Origin of the sequence: Amycolatopsis sp. EV170708-02-1 (genome assembly GCF_022479115.1) — a bacterium.
In the GTDB taxonomy this organism is placed as follows: Bacteria; Actinomycetota; Actinomycetes; order Mycobacteriales; family Pseudonocardiaceae; genus Amycolatopsis.
Genome location: NZ_CP092497.1, coordinates 8573553 through 8591099 on the forward strand (window position 1 = coordinate 8573553; position 17547 = coordinate 8591099).

Genomic DNA, 17547 nt, shown 5'->3' on the forward strand with positions numbered 1-17547 from the left:
CCCCAGCCTGGCCCGGAGCGCTTCGTCACGCAGGTCGTTCACCTTGTCCACCAGCGCCGTCGCGAACCCGGCGCGGTCCGCGGGCAGCAGGTAGCCGGTGCGGCCGGGCAGGACCAGATCCTTCGGCCCGCCCGCGTCCGGAGCGAGCACGGGAAGCCCGGACGCCATCGCCTCCTGGATGGCCTGGCAGAACGTCTCGTGCGGTCCTGTGTGGACGAAGACGTCGAGGCTCGCATACGCGGCGGAAAGCTCCTCGCCGTAACGGGCGCCGAGGAACGCCGCGCCCGGAATGCGTTCGCGCAGCATCGGCAACTCCGGCCCGTCCCCGACGACGACCACGCGGATGCCGTCGACCCCGGCGAGCGCGGTCAGCCTGTCGACCTCCTTCTCGGGCGCGAGCCTGCCGACGAAACCGACCAGCAGTTCGCCGTTCGGCGCCAGTTCGGCACGCAACGCGGGATCGGCGTGGGCCGGCGAGAACCGCTCGATGTCGACGCCGCGCGCCCAGCGGTGCACGCGCGGGATCCCGTGCAGTTTCAGCTGTTCCACCGAATCCGTCGACGGCGCGAGCGTGCGGTCGGCCCGCGAGTGCAGGCGGCGCACCCAGCGCCAGGCGGCGCGGGCGGCGATGCCGAAGCCGTACGCGGCGGCGAAACCGGCGATGTCGGTCTGGTACACCGCGACACACGGCACCCGCAGCCGCCTCGCCGCGGCGAGCCCTCGCGCGCCGACCACGAACGGCGACGCCAGATGCACCACGTCCGGCCCGAAATCGGCCAGCGCGGTGAGCACCGTCCTGGTCGGCACGCCGACCGGGAGGGAGTTCACGCCGGGGAAGTCGAGGGCGGGGATGCGCACGACCGGGGCGCCGAGGTACTCCACGGGACCCGGGCCCGGGGCGATGATCAGCACGTCGTGCGCGCGGTCGCGGAGGTGTTCCACGACGCGGAGCACGGAGTTGGTCACGCCGTTCACCTGGGGCAGGAAACTTTCGGTGACTATCGCGACTCGCACGCGGATCACTGTCGCATCCGGTTGTGACGGCCACGCCAACAAAAACGGAACAGACGACATGTCATCTCAAGGTCGTGTTCCGTAAACCAGGCTCGGCCACACTAGGCAGGCATGACCCTTCTGTCGTCTAGGCCGCCTCAGCCCGTCGAGCCAGGGCTGGTGTCGAGGGCCCTCGAAGTGGCCGGGCGGCTGGCCAACGACGCGACCGACGTGATCACCGCGACCGCCGGCCGGGGCGCCCAGCCCGATCCGAAGGACTCGCCCTTCGACTGGGTCACCGACACGGACCGCATCCTCGAACGGCACACCCGCCGCGTGCTGACCGCGGAGTTCCCCGGTATCCCGGTCGTCGGCGGCGAATTCGGCGCCGACCACGGTGCCGACGTCGCCGAATACCGCTGGGTGGTCGACCCGGTCGACGGCACCGCGAACTACGTCGCCGGGGTGCCGTGGTGCGCGTACAGCCTCGCCCTGATCGACGCTTCGGGCCCGGTGGTGGGCGTGGTCGCGGATCCGTACCGCGCGCAGATCTACGCCGCCGCGCGCGGCCGCGGCGCCCGGGCGAACGGCAAGCCGATCACGCTCACCGACCGGTGCGGGACCGCCGGCGCGATCGTCTGCACGGAGCTCACGCGCAAGGGTGTCTGGCCGGGGATGGGCCAGTTCATCGAACGGGCCGCCGCCGCGCACGCCGGGGTCCGGGTGCTCGGCTCGGCGGCGCTGGCGATCGCGCAGGTCGCGCTGGGGCACGCGGCCGCGGCGGTGCTGCACAGCTACCGCGAATGGGACGTCGCCGGCTCGGTCGCGCTGGCCATCGAGGCCGGGGCCGTGGTGCTGGACCGCCACGGCGAGGACACGGCCTTGCCGGTCGACGCCCTGCTGGTCGCCGCGCCCGGCGTCGCGGACGAGGTCTTGGGCTGGTGGCGGGAGTCGGTCGGCTGAGTTCCGCCCCCAAGCACGCGAGTTACGCCTCCAAGCACGCGTGTCGTCCGTTCGATCACGTGTGTCGTCCGTTCAAGCACGCGAGTTCGCCGGTTCCGCACGCCGAGCCCACGAGCCCCATCGGACGACTCGCGTGATCAGACGGACGACACACGTGATTGGACAGCGAACTCGCGTGCTTGGGGACGTAACTCGCGTGCTTGGAGGCGTAACTCGCGTGATCAGGCGGCGGACTCGGCGAGCGAGCGCCGGTAGGCCAGCCGCTGCCGCCGGATCCACCACAGCAGCGGACCGGCGATCAGCCAGGTGAAGAAGATCATGCTGCCCAGCGGCAGCAGCGTGTTCGCCGCCGACCGTCCGGCCACCCGCGCGAGTTCCGGGTCGCCGACGTCGTACTCGATGTTCACCAGCTGCCCGGCGGCCAGCCCGGACGGGTAGAGGACGCCGTTGGCGGGGCTGTGGATGATGCCGTCGGGGGTGGCGTAGTTGATGATCGTGCGGTCGAAGGCCACCGACTCGACCTGCGCCGTCGCCTGCCCCAGCTGCGCTTCGATCGCGCTGTCGTTGCGGATGGCGGCGAACAGCAGCGAGACACCGAGCACGGTGACGAGTGAGGCGACAACGAGGGCGACATACCACCCGATGCGCCTCACCCGCTCCGCTTTGGCCGTCACGCCGCGAGCGTATCGCTACCCGTCAGTGGGCGTGTCGCTCGGCGAGGAATTCGTGCGTCGCCTTGATCTGCGGGTAGGACTTCGGTGCGACCGGGGTCACAGCGGCCCGCAACGCCGCCTGCGCACCGTTCGGGCCCACGGCGGGCTTGCCCTTGGTGTACAGCCACGTCTGGAACAGGTCGTACAGCGGCTTGCCCGAGATCTTCTCCGCCAGCGCGATGAACTCCGGGATCACCGCCGACTTGGCCTTCTTCACCTGCTGCCAGGTCTGCAGGATCCGGAAGAACGTGTCGTCGCCCACGGCCTTGCGCAACGCGTGCACCGCGAGCGCGCCGCGGTCGTACACGGCCGCGTCGAACTGGTTCTCCGCGCCCGGGTCGGCGGGCAGGACCTGCCAGAACGGGTCCTCGGCCGGCACCGAGTCGTAGATGTACTGCGCGAGTTCGTCGGCGGTGCCTTCGCCGGTCTCTTCCGACCACAGGAACTCGCCGTAGGACGCGAAGCCCTCGTTCAGCCAGATCTCGCTCCACTTGCCGAGCGTGACGCTGTCGCCGAACCACTGGTGCGCCTGCTCGTGCGCGACGATCGAGGTGTTGGAGCCGGACCGGAACGCCCGGGCGCCGTACACCGGCCGCGTCTGGTTCTCCAGCGCGAAGGTGATGCCGGTGGTGACGACGCCGCCCTGCGCCTCGAACGGGTACGGCCCGAACTTCGAGGCGAGGAATTCGGTGATCTCCGGCGTCCGCTCGATGCTGGCCTTGGCCGCGCCGAGCGATTCGCCGAGGTCGGCGCCGTACGCGGTGATGAACGGCTGGCCGTCCGGCGTGGTCTGCTGGTTCACCTCGAACTTGCCGACCTCCAGTGACGTGAGGTACGTCGCCTGCGGTTTGGTGCTGCGCCAGTTCCAGCGCGTCCAGCCGGGCCGCTGCACCGTCTTGCGCACGAGCGTGCCGTTCGACAACGCGGCGACGTCGTTCGGGACCTCGACCGAGACGTCGTAGGTGGCCAGGTCCGTCGGGTGGTCGTTGGACGGGAACCACCAGGCCGCGCTCTGCGGCTCGTCGACGGCGAGCGCGCCGTCCGGGGTCTTCTTCCAGGCGGTGAAGCCGTCGATCTTCACCTTCGAAGGCGTGTCCGCGTAGGCGACGACGACCGTCGCCGTCTGGCCCTTCTTCAGCGGCGCCGACGGCGTGACGGTCAGCTCGCCGGTGCCGTCGGTCGACGTCGCGAACTTCGCGGGCCGGTTGTTCACCCGGACGCTCGACACCTTCAGGCCGAAGTCGAGGTTGAACGCCGAGAGGTCCTGCGTCGCGGTGAGCAGGATCGTCGTGGCCCCGGACAGCAGGTCGGTCGCGGGCTGATAGGTCAGCCGGAGGTCGTAGTGACCGACGTCGTAGCCGCCGTTGCCGGCGTGCGGGTAGTACGGGTCGCCGATGCCGATCGAGCCGGGCGCGGGTGCGGCGGCCGCGCTGCCGGCGAGCAGTACCGAGACGACGCCCGCGGTCAATCCGGCGAAGCCGGCGCGAGTCTTCAAGCGCATTGCGAATCCTCCCAGGATTTGTCAGCGCGCTCGAACGTAGCCACGTGCCCCTCGGGGAGACACAGCCAAAGGAAGGGTTCCTAGCCTCTGGACTGAGATCAAAATCGGCTAGACAGCCCGTACGGCCGAGGAAACCGCCGTACGGAGGCGCGCGTGCAGCTCGCGGTGGCGCGTTCGGTCCACCCGGACCTCCACCACCCGCAGCCCCGGCGCGGGCTTGAGCGCCGCGCGGAACTCGGTGAGCGTCTCGGCGACGACATGCGGCACGCGGTAGCCGGCGCACAGCGCGCCCAGATCGGCTCCGTGCGGCGTCCCGAAGACGCGCTCGAAGCCGGCGTTGTGCTCCGGCGCGCCCTGCTCCAGCAGGGAGAAGATGCCGCCGCCGTCGTCGTTGAGCACCACGATCGTCAGGTCGGGTCGCTGTTCGGCGGGTCCGGTCAGCAGGCCGCTCGCGTCGTGCAGGAACGTCAGGTCACCGAGCAGGGCGTACGAATGTCCCCTGTGGACGGTCGCGGCGCCGATCGCCGTCGAGACCATGCCGTCGATCCCGGCGACGCCGCGGTTGCGGTGCACGAGGACGTCGGGCCGCAGCCGTCCGGCGAGCGCGACGTCACGCGTCGGATTGGACGAGCCGACCACCAGCAGCGACCCTTCCGGGACCGCGTCGACGAGTTCGGTCGCCAGGCGCAGCCCGCTCGGCCACGGCTCCGCGGCCAGCGCTTCGGCCACCGCGGCCGACGCCGCCTTGTCCGCGCGCTGCCAGCTCGCCAGCCATTCCGGGTCGGCCGGTTTGGACGGTTCGTCGAACCACTGCCCGACCTGGCGGACGTTGTGCGCGGGCGCGGGCCAGTCCGAATCGGGCCGGACCAGCAGCACCTCGACGTCGGGATCGGACAGCACCCGCTGGACCTGCCGGAACACCGTCGGACGGCCGATGCACAGGACCTGCTCGGGTTTGTGCCGCGAGATGAATTCCTCGACACCGAGCAGCCACGCGCCGGACGAGATCGCCGTCGCACCCGCCATCCCGATGCCGCCGGTTTCGGAGACGACCGGCCAACCGTGCAGTTCGGCCCATTCGCTGGCCGCCTGCACGCCGGTGTCGCACGCGATGACCAGGCCGGACCGGGCCGAGGGCACCACGAACGAGGGAAGCGCGCCGAAGTCGGGGAGCTCGGTCCAGCGAGCGCCGTCGGGACGCCCTTCGAGTGACTCGTACCACTCGCCGTCATCGTCGATGTCCGGCACCAGCGGCTCGCGGAACGGGATGTTCAGGTGCACGGGCCCGCAGCGCCATTCGCCGTACGCGGCGTTCCAGGCGCGGCAGATCTGGCCGCGCCAGTACGAGTTCTGCCCGGACCGGCGCTCGGCGACGGCCAGCTCGTCGAAGTAGCGGACGGCGTTGCCGTAGAGCTGGTGCTGGTCGATGACCTGGCTCGCGCCGGCGGCCCGCATCTCGGGCGGCCGGTCGGCGGTCAGCACGATCAGCGGGACCCCCGCGCGATCGGCCTCCAGCACGGCGGGGTGGAAATTCGCCGCCGCGGTGCCCGAGGTGCACAGCACGGCCACGGGGCGGCCGGTGCGCGCGGCGATGCCGAGGGCAAGGAAGGCGGCGCCGCGTTCGTCGATGCGGACGTGCAGCTGGAGGCGTCCGGCGGCCGCCGCGTCGTACAGCGCGATCGACAGCGGGGCGTTGCGTGAGCCCGGGCAGAGGACGACGTGCGAGACGGTGTTGCGGACGAGTTCGTCGACGATGACCCTGGCCTGCGCGGTGGAAGGATTCACCGGCAGACCTCGGGTTTCACACTACGACTCACGGCCACACGTCCTATTCTCCCAAACGTGGATGACGCCCAGGTTTCCGAGCTGTTCGACCCGGCCTTGTGGACCGAGGTCGAAGGTTTCGACTTCACCGACATCACCTATCACCGCTCCTCTGAGAGCCGCTCAGGCAAACGTGTCGTACGTGTCGCGTTCGACCGTCCCGAGGTCCGCAACGCCTTCCGCCCGCACACCGTCGACGAGCTGTACCGCGCGCTCGACCACGCGCGGATGAGCTCGGACGTCGGCTGCGTCCTGCTCACCGGCAACGGCCCGTCGCCGAAGGACGGCGGCTGGGCGTTCTGCTCCGGCGGTGACCAGCGTATTCGCGGACGCTCCGGGTATCAGTACGCGGACGGGGAGACCTCCGACACGATCGATCCCGCCAGGGCCGGACGGCTGCACATTCTCGAGGTCCAACGGCTGATCAGGTTCATGCCGAAGGTGGTCATCGCCGTGGTCCCGGGGTGGGCGGCGGGCGGCGGGCACTCGCTGCACGTGGTGTGCGACCTCACGCTGGCTTCGGCCGAGCACGCGCGGTTCAAGCAGACCGACGCGGATGTCGGCTCCTTCGACGGCGGCTACGGCTCGGCGTACCTGGCCAAGCAGGTCGGGCAGAAGTTCGCGCGGGAGATCTTCTTCCTCGGCCGCGAGTACACGGCCGAGCAGATGCAGGCGATGGGCGCGGTCAACTCCGCCGTCCCGCACGCGAAGCTCGAGGCCGAGGCGCTGGACTGGGCGTGGGCGATCAACGGCAAGTCGCCGACGGCGCAGCGGATGCTCAAGTACGCGTTCAACCTCACCGACGACGGCCTGGTCGGCCAGCAGCTCTTCGCCGGCGAAACCACCCGGCTGGCGTACATGCAGGACGAGGCCGTCGAGGGCCGCGACTCGTTCCTGGAGAAGCGCTCCCCCGACTGGTCGGCGTTCCCGTACTACTACTGACCCCTTTTCGACCAGGCGAAAAGGCCTGGAGCAGGGCATTCGGCGGCTCTTAGGTTTCCCCTCGAAGTGAAACCCGACTCATTCGAGGGGAAACCACCATGAAGAAATCTCTGCGGAGAGCGGCGCTGACGCTGCCCGGCATCGTCGCGGCGGGGCTGCTCGGCGTCGGCGGGGTCGCCGGTGCGGCACCCGCGCAGGCCGACCCGATCCAGACCCTGAGCTGCAATCACGGTCACACGAACAAGGACAGCGGTGAGGGGCGGGCGAAGGAGAGGATGCGCTACCGCACCGGCCCGCACACCAGCTGCTCCGCGTACGCCTGGGTCGACAAGGGCACGCTGATCTACTACCACTGCTACACGCGCGGCGAGAACATCAACGGCACCAACTCCTGGACCTGGGGCGGATCGCCGGCACGCAGAAGCAAGGCTGGTTCTCCGACTACTACCTCAGCGACGGTGGCGCCCTGACTCCGTGCTGAGCCGGGCGTCCGTTCGGCGTTAGCCTGGCGGGATGCGCGCGGTAGGGGTGGACGGGAGTCCGGAGTCGATCGCCGAGCTGACCGCGGCACTGGCCGAGGCGCTCGACGGCGGCTCGCCCGTCCTCCCCTACTCGTCCGAGGCCCTGCGGGACGCGATGGAACCGGCCCGCCCGGCCGAGCCCGGGACGGCGGTGATCATCGCCACCTCCGGATCGACCGGCGAACCCAAGGGCGTGCTGCTGTCGGCGCCGGCGCTGACCGCGTCGGCCCACGCCACCCACAAGAGGCTCGGCGGGCCGGGACACTGGTTGCTCGCGACCCCGGCACAGTACGTCGGCGGGCTGCAGGTACTGGTCCGTTCGCTGCTGGCCGGGACGACCCCGGCCGTCCTGCACGCCGCCGGTTTCCGGCCGGACGACTTCGCCGAAGCCGCCTCGCCGCTGCTGTCCCTGGACGGCCCGCGCTACACCGCGCTCGTGCCGACTCAGCTCGGGCGGCTGCTCGACGCGGGCGGCCCGGGTCTCGCGGCGGCCCGCGCTTTCGACGCGATCATCGTCGGCGCCGCGGCGACCACCGCCGAGCTCCGCGAGCGAGCGGCCGAAGCGGGCGTGAAGATCGTGCCCGCGTACGGCATGAGCGAGACCGCGAGCGGCTGCGTCTACGACGGCGTACCGCTGGACGGAGTACACGTCGACCTCGAAGACGAGCGGGTCTGTATCACGGGTGACGTCCTCGCGCATGGCTACCGGCTGCGACCCGACCTGACGGCGGAGGCCTTCGAGGGCGGCCTGTTCCGCACTTCCGACCGTGGCCGGTGGACGGCCGACGGGCGGTTGGAGATCCTCGGGCGGATCGACGACATGATCAACACCGGCGGGGTGAAGGTGGCCGCCGCGGCGGTCGAGCGGATCTTGACCGCACAGCCCGGAATCCGGGACGCGTGCGTGGTCGGAGTACCCGACCCCGAGTGGGGCGAAGCCGTCGTCGCGCTCGTCGTCGGCGCTGGTTGCGACGTCGAATCACTGCGTGCCGCGTGCCGCGAAGAGGCCGGTGCGGCGGCCGCTCCGAAGCGGGTCGAATTCGCCGAGGAACTCCCGCTGCGGGGCCCGGGGAAGGTCGACAGGACGGCTGTCAGGAATCTCCTACGAAGGTCGTGAATTCCCCACCGATTACCGGGACGTTGTTGACACGATCATTACCCGCGGGTTTACGTCTACATATGACGCGCTGGACACGCACAGTATTGGCCTGCACCGCCGTCACGATGGGACTGGTCGCTTTGGCCGGGCCCGCGCTGGCGGACGAACCGGAGACCGCCGTTCCGAACAGCGGCACGCTCACCTGGACCCTGGAAGACGCGATCGACGACCTGAAGTAGGGCGGTTCGTCACCTGCCCGCGATACCCCGGGCAGGTGACGAGCCCCGCATACCGGCCGGTAGTGGCCAGGGCCAGAATGGCGGCATGGCGACTGCTGGTGAATGGATCGAAGGGGCGCGCCCGCGGACGCTGCCCAACGCGGTGGCGCCGGTGGTCGCCGGAGTCGGCGCGGCGGTCGCGCTCGACGGCTTCTCCTGGCCCCGCTCGATTCTCGCGTTGCTCGTCTCGCTTTCGCTGATCGTCGGCGTCAACTACGCCAACGACTACTCCGACGGCATCCGCGGCACCGACGAGAACCGCGTCGGCCCGCTGCGGCTGGTCGGCTCCGGAGTCGCGAAGCCGAAGGCCGTCCTGACGGCCGCACTCGTCGCCCTCGGGCTCGCCGGAGTCCTGGGGCTCGTGCTCGTCGCGATCAGCGGCCTGTGGTGGCTGCTGGCGATGGGCGCGGTCTGCATCCTCGGCGCCTGGTTCTACACCGGCGGCAAAAAGCCTTACGGCTACTACGGTTTCGGCGAGATCGCGGTCTTCGTCTTCTTCGGGCTGGCCGGCGTGCTGGGCACCGTGTACGTCCAAACCGGACAGCTGAGCTGGACCGCGCTGGGCTGCGCGGTCGCCGTCGGCTCGTTCTCGACCGGTGTGCTGACCGCCAACAACCTCCGCGACATCCCGACCGACATCGAGTCCGGCAAGCGCACCCTCGCCACCCGGCTCGGTGACGGCGGCACCCGCCGGCTTTACCTGGCGCTGGTCGCCGTCCCGTACGTCGTGAGCGTGCTGCTCGCCTTCGTGACGCCGTGGGCGCTGCTGGGCCTGGTGACCGCGCCGCTGCTGCTGAAGTCGGTCAAGGCCGTCGGCGGCGGCGCGCAGGGCGGGCGCTGATCCCGGCGCTGCGGGACACCGGGTTCGCGATGCTGGGGTGGGCGGTGCTGAGCGCGGTCGCGCTGGCGCTGTGAGCCTGGCGCTCTCTGGGCCTGGCGCGGTGAGGCGTCACCGGACCTTTGATGCGGGACTGTGTGGATTTCGGGTCGTTGGATGACCCGAAATCCACACAGTGGGCCCGATAGGTCCGGTCACGCGTCTTCCGCTCCGCGTCGGCGCCTTGGGGGATGAACGGGCCGTTCATTCCTTGGGTTTTTCGCTTTGGGGCACCACCTGTTGTGGCCCGGGAGCTGGGCGATCACCACATGTGGCCCAAGTGGTAGCAAAGGTCCCTTGCTCCCTTTGGTGATCCGGCACCCCCTGAGGTAGAGCGCCCAACCCGACGTCGCGAAAGTGGCTTTCGCGACACCCGCCGGGAACCCCAGCCGTCCGAAGGCCCAGACCCTCAGGCCTCCGGAGCGAGCTTCCCGCTCACCAGGAACTCCCGGTACTTCTCCAGATAAGGCGCGATGTCGATGTTCTTCTCCGCCAGCCAAGCGTCGTCGTAGTACGTGTTCGCGTACCGCTCACCGCCGTCGCACAGCAGCGTGACGACACTGCCCGCCTGTCCCTCCGACACCATCCGCGAGATCAGCGTGAACGCGCCGAAAAGGTTCGTCCCGGTCGAGCCGCCCGCCCAGTGCCCGGTCCGCTCGCGCAGCACACGGATGGCCGCCAGCGAAGCGGCGTCCGGCACCTGGAGCATCTCGTCGATCACGCCGGGCACGAACGACGGCTCGACGCGCGGCCGCCCGATGCCCTCGATCCGCGACGGCATGCCGGTGCTGTAGTCGAGCGCCCCGGTCTGCCAGGCGCCGTAGAACGACGAGTTCTCCGGGTCGACGACGGCGATCTTCGTGGTGTGCCGCTTGTAGCGCACGTAGCGGCCGAAGGTGGCGCTCGTGCCGCCGGTCCCGGCGCCGACCACGATCCACGTCGGCACGGGGTGCCGCTCGGACTGCATCTGCGCGTACACGGACTCGGCGATGTTGTTGTTCCCGCGCCAGTCCGTCGCGCGCTCGGCGTAGGTGAACTGGTCGAGGTAGTGGCCGTTGCACTCCGAAGCGAGCCGCTCGGCCTCCGGGTACATGTCCGGCGCGCGGTCGACGTAGTGGCATTCGCCGCCGTAGAACTCGATGAGCGCGATCTTCTCCGGCGAGGTGCTGCGCGGCACCACGGTGATGAACCGCAGCCCGAGCATCCGCGCGAAGTACGCCTCCGAAACCGCCGTCGAGCCGCTGGACGCCTCGACGAGCACGGTGTCCTGCCCGATCTGGCCGTTCACCAGGCCGTACAGGAACAGCGAGCGCGCGAGCCGGTGCTTGAGCGAGCCGGTCGGGTGGACGGATTCGTCCTTCAGGTACAGATCGATGCCCCACTCGGCGGGCAGCGGGAAGACGTGCAGGTGCGTGTCGGCGCTGCGGTTCGCGTCGGCCTCGATGATGCGGACGGCTTCGCGGACCCAGCTGCGGCTGTGCAGACGGCTCACGCTGCCCCGTCCGCTCGGTCGCCGCGCAGCTGGGAGCGCAGTTCGGCACGGGCGCGAGCGCGCTTTTCGTTGCGGCGGGCGAGTCCGGCGGTCACGCGCGCGTTCAGCGGGCGGAACAGCAGCAGACCCAGCGGCAGCCCCACGACCAGGCCGATCAGCAACGCGACCAGCAGCGGGACGTTGACCAGCAGCAAGCCCCCCGCGATGACCCCGACCAGGACGAACCTGGCCAGCACGTACAGCGTCAGGTCGCGGGGCAGGTGATTATCGCTCACACCGAAGCAGGCTACGCGTTGCCGTTGCGGCCCTCGTCCAGGCCCGCGTTGTTGGGCCGCCCTTCGAACCGGGTGGAGAGCACGACGGTGGTGTTCGTCCGGCCGACGCCGGGGATCCGCCGCAGCCTGCCGAGGGTCTTCTCCAGATCGTCGACGGTCGCCACCCGCACCTTGACGACGAAGGCCTCGTCACCAGCGACGGCGTAGCAGCTTTCGACCTCGTCCAGTGCCCCGAGCGCCTCCGCGACATCGTCCTCGGTCGCGGTGTCGGTGGGGTGGATGCCGACGAGCGCCGTCACCCCGAGTCCGACCGTGTTGGGGTCGACCATGGCGTGGTACCCGGTGATCACGCCGGCGGCCTCGAGTTTGCCGACCCGTTCGTGCACTGATGAAGCCGAGAGCCCGACAGACCGGCCGAGGTCGGCGTAGGTAGCCCGCCCGTTCTCCCGCAATGCCGCGATGATCTTCCGATCCACCTGGTCCACCGCTACACCTTAGGTGCCACGGCCCGATTCGTGAGATCAGGGCGCGTTTTCATACATCCGTGACAAGACCGGGGCGCCGAGGTACGCATGTCGCGGTTGTCGGTTTTGACCTTTAAGGGCTCTTTACTGTTGGACAACCGTTCGAGTACCTGACGGGTGAGATGCAACGATTGCCGCGTTGGCTACCCGGCACGACGGGCATCGGACCCGCCCCCGGTTTAGCACTGGAACCGTGAAGGAGGCGGAAAATGACCGCGACCATGGGCGGAAGGTTGCTCACCCCCGGTGAAGTGGCGGCCCTGTTCCGGGTCGACCCCAAGACCGTGACCCGCTGGGCGACCGCGGGCCGGATCGGCTCGATCCGTACTCCCGGCGGGCACCGCCGGTTCCGCGAGGCCGAGGTGAACGAGCTCCTCGCCGAGCTGACCACCGACGCCAGCGAGCCCGCTCGCAAGGTCTGACCAGGCATTTCCCCTGAAAAGGACTCCAGTGACGAAGGGCTCCAAACCGCCCTTCGTCACATTGGGGTATCCATGAGTCCCCCGCGCGCGGCAAAGAGGCTAGCCTCGTGGGACTGAGCAACGTCCTCCACGCGGAAAGGGACCGAGCATGATCTATCTGCTCGCGGCCATCGGAGCGCTCACCGTCGCCGTGGTTTTGTGGCGCGCGTTCGGGATCGAGCGTGTCGGGGTGCCCTCGTCGCGACCGACACTGGCCCCGGACGACGACCCCGACTTCCTGCGCAAGCTCGGTGAGCAGCAGCGAAAAGGTAAAGACGAAGACAAAGATTAGGGCTGGATCGGCTGGTACTGCTGGCCACCGAAGCCGTCCGCGACGGTGGCGGCCAGTTCCAGCAACGCCAGCCGGGTGTCCTCGTGCAGCCGGTCCAGCTCGATCTCGGCGCCCTCTTCCAGGTGCGGGTCGAACGGGATACGGCACACCGAACGGACACGCGCGCCGAAGTGCGCGGAAAGCTTGTCGAGATCGACCGAGCCACCCTTCGGCCGCACCGAGTTGATCACCGCGACCGACCGTTTGACCAGGTCGCCGTAGCCGTGCGCTTCCAGCCAGTCGAGCGTGGCCGACGCACTGCGCGCCCCGTCCACGGAGCCTGACGAGACCACCACCAGCGCGTCCGCGACGTCCAGGACGCCCTTCATCGCCGAGTGCATCAAACCGGTCCCGCAGTCGGTGAGCACGATGTTGTAGAAGTGCTCCAGCAGGTTGACCGTGCGCCGGTAGTCGTCTTCGGAGAACGCCTCCGAGACGGCCGGATCCTGCTCGCTGGCGAGGATCTCCAGCCTGCTCCCGCCCTGCGAGGTGTACGAACGGACGTCGCTGTACCTGGTGATCTTGTCCGCGTCCCGCAGCAGATGCCGCACGGTCGCGGTGGTCTCGATCGGGATCTTCTGCGACAGCGTCCCGCGATCCGGGTTCGCGTCGACGGCGACCACGCGATCACCGCGCAGCGAAGCGAACGTCGAGCCCAGCGTGGTCGTCGTGGTGGTCTTGCCGACGCCGCCCTTGAGGCTCAGCATCGCGATCTTGTAGCACCCGCGCAGCGGCTGGTTGATCTGCGCGATCAGTTCGCGTTTGCGCGTGTCCTTGGGGCTCTCCCCCGGATTGACGAGTTTGCCGGTGCCCACGTAAAGCGCCTTGCGCCAGCCCGACTGCGGCTTGCGCTTCTGCGGCTTCACCAGGCTCGCGGTGGCGAGTTCGTCCGGGAGCGCGTGCCTGCCCTGTGGCTGCGGGAGCCCCGGCACCGCCTGCTGCGGCGGCGGGGCGTACTGCTGCTGAGGCGGCGGCGCGTACTGGGCGGCCTGCTGCGGCGGCGCCTGCTGAGGCTGGGGCTGCAGCGGAGGCAGGTTCTGGTCGTAGGGCTGCTGATACTGCTGCCCTTGCGAAGGCTGCGGCAGCGGAGGAGCGGCCTGCTGCTGCGGGTACTGGCCCTGCTGCGGGTACTGCGGCTGGACGACCTGGGTCGGCTCGGCCTCGAAACCGCTCGCGGCCGGATGCGGCGCCGAGTCCGTCCTGTCCTCGGAGAACAACTCCGAGGGCTGGGCGCTCTCGGTCGGTTCGGGGTGGCCAGGAGCCGATTCTTCGCTGGGTCCGGTCACCGCTGAATTCCTCCTCCGCGCACGTCTTCCCCCATTACCTCAGTATTGACGGTAGCCGGGTCGCGCGCAGCGGCGACGGTCAGCCCCCGGCGTAGGAGTGCAGCCCCGACGTCACCAGGTTCACGAAGAACATGTTGAAGATCGTCGCGGAGAATCCGACGATGTTGATGATCGCGGCCCGCTTCCCCCGCCAGCCCGCGGTGGCACGGGAGTGGAGGTACGCGGCGTAGACGACCCACGCCACGAAGGCGACGGTCTCCTTGGGGTCCCAGCCCCAGAACCGGCCCCACGCCGCCTCCGCCCACACGGCGCCGCAGAGCACGCCGAAGGTGAAGATCGGGAAGGCGAAGATGGTGGTGCGGTAGGCGATGCGGTCGAGCACGTCCGCGGCGGGCAGCTTCGGGGCGAACTTGGCGAACTTCGCCGGGTTGTCGTCGTGCGCGGCGCGGAAGAGGTAAAGGACGCTGGCGACGCCGGGCACCAGGAAGACACCGGACCCGATGATCGCCGCGGACACGTGGATGATCAGCCAGTACGACTGGAGCGCGGGCTGCACCGGCGCGGCCGTCGTGTACAGCATCGTGCCGTTGACGAACATCAGGATCACGACCGGCAGCAGCAGGAAGCCGGTGAGGTGGCGGACCGGGAACTTCCGCATGATGACGAGCCAGGTCACGACGGCGATGAAGGTCGTGGCCATGCCGTATTCGTAGAGGTTGCCCCACGGCGCGCGGTGCACGGCGAACCCGCGCAGCACGATCGCGGCCAGGTGCAGCAGCGCGGCCAGCACCAGCAGCGCGGCACCCATCCGGCCGATGCGCTCGGGGCGGCCGATCTCGCGCGAAGGCTCGACGGGCGTCCCGTACGCCGGCGGCGGGCCGCCCGCGCCGACCAGTTCGCGGGAGCGCTGCATGCTGCGCTGCGCCGCCAGACGGCCCTTCGCGCCGAAGCCCTGCTCGATGAGGGCGAACATCAGCGCGAGGACGTAGATCGCCGCCGCGGTGGTGTAGGAGTAGTCGCTGTACTGGGACAGCGTCTCGTTGATCGGCATGACCTCTAGTTGCCTCTCTGCCCCTGGACCAGCTTGCCGCTGATCCGCTGGAACTCTTCGCCGTAGCCCGCCTGATCGGTGCGCGCCAGCCCGGCGACCTCGATCACGGTACCCGTCTCACCTTCGCGCGCCGGGGTCACCCGCACCCATACCCGGCGCCGTTTGACCAGCAGCGATCCCGCCAGCCCGATCAGCATCGCGACCGCGCAGACCAGCACCCAGCCCTGCACCGGATCGTGCGAGACCTGGATGGCGACCCATTCCTGGACGCCGTCGAAGCGGACCTTCGTGCCGTCGTCCAGCACGGTCTCCTGACCCTGGTCCAGGTTCTGCCGCGTGAGCTTCTTGAGCCTGCCGTCCTCGACGAGCGACTGGTCGATCTGGAAGATCGACTGCCCGCGGCCCGCGTCGAGGCCGAGGTCGCCGCGGTAGATGTCGACGGCCACGGCCGGCTTGTTCGCCTCGGGCCGCGAAGACGTCAGCACGTTGCCGTGCAGGAACGCGGTCGGGGCGAGCAGGCCGGTGATCGCGAGCTGACGGGTGCGGCGTTCGATCGGGTCGGCGATACCCGGCTGGTCGATCTTCGTCGCGCCTTCGGAGAGCTTCGTCGGCTCGTCGGCGGGGCGCCACGGCGTGATGTTGGTGCGCACGGTGCCGTCGGGGAAGGTCACCGTGAACTTCGGGGAGTAGCCGAAGTTCAGCAGGTAGACGCGGTCGCCCGCGGTGCGCAGCGGCGAGTTGACCTCGAGTCCGTACGGCTTCCACGCGCCGGTCTTCAGGTCTTCGCCCGACTGGTACTCCATGTTGGAGTGGTAGTAGTTCGCCTGGCCGTTCGCGGTGTAGCGCGCCTCGAAGTCCTTGAGGCGGATGCAGAACCCGTTGAGGTCGGTGCCGTCGACGCGCAGCCCGGCGTTGAAGGTGTCGTAGCCGAGGATGCCGGAGTTGCACCACGGGCTGCCGTCGGCTTGGACGATGACCTGGCCTTCGTAGCCGAACAGCTTGCCCAGCGCGAAGAAGATGATCAGGCCGAGCATGCCGAAGTGGAAGACGAGGTTGCCGGTCTCGCGGAGGTACCCGCGTTCGGCGGAGATGCTGCGGCTTCCGTCGGCCTCTTCGCGCTCGACGCGGCGCCAGCCCTTGAGCAGCGTGTGCGTGTCCTTCAGGACCGTCTCGGGAGTCCGGTCGGTCGTGGTGGACACGTGATGCGGCATCCGCGAGAGCTTGCGCGGCGTGAGCACGGGCTTGGCGCGCATCGCCTTCGCGTACTCGAAGCTGCGCGGCGCGAGGCAGCCGATGAGCGAGACCATCAGCAGGATGTAGATCGCCGAGAACCAGACGCTGCCGTAGACCTCGAAGAACTGCAGGCGGTCGAGCAGTTCGCCCCACCAGCCGTGCGCGGCGATGTACTCGTCGGTCTTGGCGACGTTGAGGTTCCGCTGCGGCAGCAGGGCGCCGGGCATGGCGGCGAGCGCGAGCAGGAACAGCAGCACCAGCGCGGTGCGCATCGACGTCAGTCCGCGCCAGGTGTTGCGAAGGAAGCCGAGGGCCCGCTTCAGCGGCGTCTGACGGTATTCGGTGGTGGTCACAAGGGCAGCCTGATGTCGTTCACGAGGGTGTTCCGGATCCAGCCGGTCAGGTCGCCCCACAGTCCGGTCACCAGCAGGACGCCGACGACCAGCAGCAGGACGCCGCCGAAGACCTGCACCTGACGGCCGTGGCGGCGGAGCCAGTCGGTGGCGCGGACGGCCCAGCGGGCGCCGAACGCGATGAGAAGGAACGGCAGACCGAGGCCGAGGCAGTAGACCAGGATCAGCACGTATCCGCGCGCCGCCGCCCCGCCGGTGGCGCTGGCCATCGACATGACCGCGGACAGCGTCGGCCCGATGCACGGCGTCCAGCCGAGCCCGAACACCGCGCCGAGCACCGGCGCGCCCCACAGCCCGCCGCGCGGCACGTGATGCGAGCGGAACTCGCGCTGCAGCCCGGGGATCCAGCCGAGGAAGACCAGCGCCATCGCGATGGTCAGCACGCCGCCGAGGCGCTGGAGGAGGTCCATGTTGAGCTGGACGACGTCGGCGATCCACACCAGCGTCCCCAGCGTCACCACGAAGACGACGGTGAACCCGAGCACGAACAGCGCCGCCGCGCCGACGACGGCGTAGCGACCCTTCTTGCGCCCCTCGTCGGGGCTGACCGCGGGGGCGTCCGCGCCGACCAGCGCCGCCAGGTACGCGAGGTACCCGGGCACCAGCGGCACGACGCACGGCGACGCGAAGGAGATCGTCCCGGCCAGCAGCGCGACCCCCGCCGCGAGCAGGAGCGGCCCGGAGAGCGCCAGCTCGGTAACACCGTTCACGCAAAGGAGCGTAGGCAGTGTGGTCGGAGTGAAAGCGCCGGGGCTGGCCCAACGGGACCT

The 17547-nt window shown here is 69.7% G+C and carries 17 protein-coding genes and 2 pseudogenes; 8 read left to right on the forward strand and 11 right to left on the reverse strand.

What is annotated here, in order from left to right; genetic code table 11:
* Positions 1–57: 57 nt before the first annotated feature.
* Positions 58–1074, reverse strand: a pseudogene (locus tag MJQ72_RS39090) (glycosyltransferase family 4 protein); the annotation flags it as partial.
* A 51-nt stretch (positions 1075–1125) separates the two neighbouring features.
* On the opposite strand from MJQ72_RS39090, the gene MJQ72_RS39095 reads away from it, so the two are divergent.
* Entirely contained in the window at positions 1126–1956 is an 831-nt protein-coding gene (locus MJQ72_RS39095; protein ID WP_043847870.1) for an inositol monophosphatase, read from the forward strand.
* Between the two features lie 221 nt (positions 1957–2177).
* On the opposite strand, the gene MJQ72_RS39100 is transcribed toward MJQ72_RS39095, so the two are convergent.
* The 3 genes from MJQ72_RS39100 to menD form a co-directional block, all read right to left on the reverse strand.
* Positions 2178–2630, reverse strand: coding sequence for a DUF3592 domain-containing protein (locus MJQ72_RS39100; protein ID WP_240595959.1), 453 nt, complete (start codon positions 2628–2630; stop codon positions 2178–2180).
* Between the two features lie 22 nt (positions 2631–2652).
* On the reverse strand, positions 2653–4170 hold the full coding sequence (locus MJQ72_RS39105) for a M1 family metallopeptidase (protein WP_240595960.1): 1518 nt from the start codon (positions 4168–4170) through the stop codon (positions 2653–2655).
* 108 nt (positions 4171–4278) lie between these two features.
* Positions 4279–5955 carry a 2-succinyl-5-enolpyruvyl-6-hydroxy-3-cyclohexene-1-carboxylic-acid synthase gene (menD, locus tag MJQ72_RS39110; RefSeq protein ID WP_240595961.1) on the reverse strand — a complete coding sequence of 559 codons (1677 nt, stop codon included), beginning with the start codon at positions 5953–5955 and terminating at the stop codon, positions 4279–4281.
* Between the two features lie 57 nt (positions 5956–6012).
* On the opposite strand from menD, the gene MJQ72_RS39115 reads away from it, so the two are divergent.
* The 5 genes and pseudogenes from MJQ72_RS39115 (at position 6013) to MJQ72_RS39135 (ending at position 9749) form a co-directional block, all read left to right on the forward strand.
* Positions 6013–6936, forward strand: a complete 924-nt coding sequence (locus MJQ72_RS39115) for a 1,4-dihydroxy-2-naphthoyl-CoA synthase (RefSeq protein ID WP_007030899.1) — start codon at positions 6013–6015, stop codon at positions 6934–6936.
* 98 nt (positions 6937–7034) lie between these two features.
* Positions 7035–7406, forward strand: a complete 372-nt coding sequence (locus tag MJQ72_RS39120) for a hypothetical protein (RefSeq protein WP_240595962.1) — start codon at positions 7035–7037, stop codon at positions 7404–7406.
* A gap of 43 nt (positions 7407–7449) precedes the next feature.
* A complete protein-coding gene (gene menE, locus MJQ72_RS39125) occupies positions 7450–8574 on the forward strand; it encodes an o-succinylbenzoate--CoA ligase (RefSeq protein ID WP_240595963.1) in 1125 nt (374 codons plus the stop codon).
* A 62-nt stretch (positions 8575–8636) separates the two neighbouring features.
* Positions 8637–8795 carry a hypothetical protein gene (locus MJQ72_RS39130; RefSeq protein WP_167337758.1) on the forward strand — a complete coding sequence of 53 codons (159 nt, stop codon included), beginning with the start codon at positions 8637–8639 and terminating at the stop codon, positions 8793–8795.
* An 85-nt stretch (positions 8796–8880) separates the two neighbouring features.
* Positions 8881–9749, forward strand: a pseudogene (locus MJQ72_RS39135) (1,4-dihydroxy-2-naphthoate polyprenyltransferase).
* Positions 9750–10120: 371 nt separating this feature from the next.
* Here MJQ72_RS39135 and MJQ72_RS39140 read toward each other — a convergent pair.
* From MJQ72_RS39140 to MJQ72_RS39150, 3 genes are read right to left on the reverse strand one after another with little or no spacing between them, the layout of a single operon-like run.
* Positions 10121–11203: a PLP-dependent cysteine synthase family protein gene (locus MJQ72_RS39140; RefSeq protein WP_315860797.1), complete on the reverse strand. Its 1083-nt coding sequence runs from the start codon at positions 11201–11203 to the stop codon at positions 10121–10123.
* Positions 11200–11478, reverse strand: coding sequence for a DUF4229 domain-containing protein (locus MJQ72_RS39145; RefSeq protein ID WP_016330946.1), 279 nt, complete (start codon positions 11476–11478; stop codon positions 11200–11202). The genes MJQ72_RS39140 and MJQ72_RS39145 overlap by 4 nt, the downstream gene beginning before the upstream one ends.
* Positions 11479–11489: 11 nt before the next feature.
* Complete coding sequence (locus MJQ72_RS39150) at positions 11490–11963, reverse strand: Lrp/AsnC family transcriptional regulator (RefSeq protein ID WP_037332958.1); 474 nt, start codon at positions 11961–11963, stop codon at positions 11490–11492.
* A 248-nt stretch (positions 11964–12211) separates the two neighbouring features.
* Between MJQ72_RS39150 and MJQ72_RS39155 the strand changes: the two genes are divergently transcribed.
* Both MJQ72_RS39155 and MJQ72_RS39160 read left to right on the forward strand, forming a co-directional pair.
* Positions 12212–12424: a BldC family transcriptional regulator gene (locus MJQ72_RS39155; protein ID WP_005151795.1), complete on the forward strand. Its 213-nt coding sequence runs from the start codon at positions 12212–12214 to the stop codon at positions 12422–12424.
* Between the two features lie 148 nt (positions 12425–12572).
* A complete protein-coding gene (locus tag MJQ72_RS39160; RefSeq protein WP_016330943.1) occupies positions 12573–12755 on the forward strand; it encodes a hypothetical protein in 183 nt (60 codons plus the stop codon).
* On the opposite strand, the gene MJQ72_RS39165 is transcribed toward MJQ72_RS39160, so the two are convergent.
* From MJQ72_RS39165 to MJQ72_RS39180, 4 genes are all read right to left on the reverse strand, one after another.
* Positions 12752–14080: a MinD/ParA family protein gene (locus MJQ72_RS39165; RefSeq protein ID WP_240595964.1), complete on the reverse strand. Its 1329-nt coding sequence runs from the start codon at positions 14078–14080 to the stop codon at positions 12752–12754. The genes MJQ72_RS39160 and MJQ72_RS39165 overlap by 4 nt on opposite strands.
* Positions 14081–14159: 79 nt before the next feature.
* On the reverse strand, positions 14160–15131 hold the full coding sequence (gene ccsB / locus MJQ72_RS39170; RefSeq protein ID WP_240595965.1) for a c-type cytochrome biogenesis protein CcsB: 972 nt from the start codon (positions 15129–15131) through the stop codon (positions 14160–14162).
* 5 nt (positions 15132–15136) lie between these two features.
* A complete protein-coding gene (locus MJQ72_RS39175) occupies positions 15137–16717 on the reverse strand; it encodes a cytochrome c biogenesis protein ResB (RefSeq protein ID WP_396426908.1) in 1581 nt (526 codons plus the stop codon).
* The gene (locus MJQ72_RS39180) at positions 16714–17487 is read right to left on the reverse strand and encodes a cytochrome c biogenesis CcdA family protein (RefSeq protein ID WP_240595966.1); all 774 of its coding nucleotides are present in this window, start codon (positions 17485–17487) and stop codon (positions 16714–16716) included. The genes MJQ72_RS39175 and MJQ72_RS39180 overlap by 4 nt, the downstream gene beginning before the upstream one ends.
* Between the last annotated feature and the right edge of the window lie 60 nt (positions 17488–17547).

Excerpts from the sequence above, each read along its gene's own strand:
- MJQ72_RS39095 (WP_043847870.1), top strand. The coding sequence starts at position 1,126 with ATGACCCTTCTGTCGTCTAGGCCGCCTCAGCCCGTCGAGCCAGGGCTG.
- MJQ72_RS39105 (WP_240595960.1), bottom strand. The coding sequence starts at position 4,170 with ATGCGCTTGAAGACTCGCGCCGGCTTCGCCGGATTGACCGCGGGCGTC.
- MJQ72_RS39120 (WP_240595962.1), top strand. The coding sequence starts at position 7,035 with ATGAAGAAATCTCTGCGGAGAGCGGCGCTGACGCTGCCCGGCATCGTC.
- menE (WP_240595963.1), top strand. The coding sequence starts at position 7,450 with ATGCGCGCGGTAGGGGTGGACGGGAGTCCGGAGTCGATCGCCGAGCTG.
- MJQ72_RS39130 (WP_167337758.1), top strand. The coding sequence starts at position 8,637 with ATGACGCGCTGGACACGCACAGTATTGGCCTGCACCGCCGTCACGATG.
- MJQ72_RS39155 (WP_005151795.1), top strand. The coding sequence starts at position 12,212 with ATGACCGCGACCATGGGCGGAAGGTTGCTCACCCCCGGTGAAGTGGCG.
- MJQ72_RS39160 (WP_016330943.1), top strand. The coding sequence starts at position 12,573 with ATGATCTATCTGCTCGCGGCCATCGGAGCGCTCACCGTCGCCGTGGTT.
- ccsB (WP_240595965.1), bottom strand. The coding sequence starts at position 15,131 with ATGCCGATCAACGAGACGCTGTCCCAGTACAGCGACTACTCCTACACC.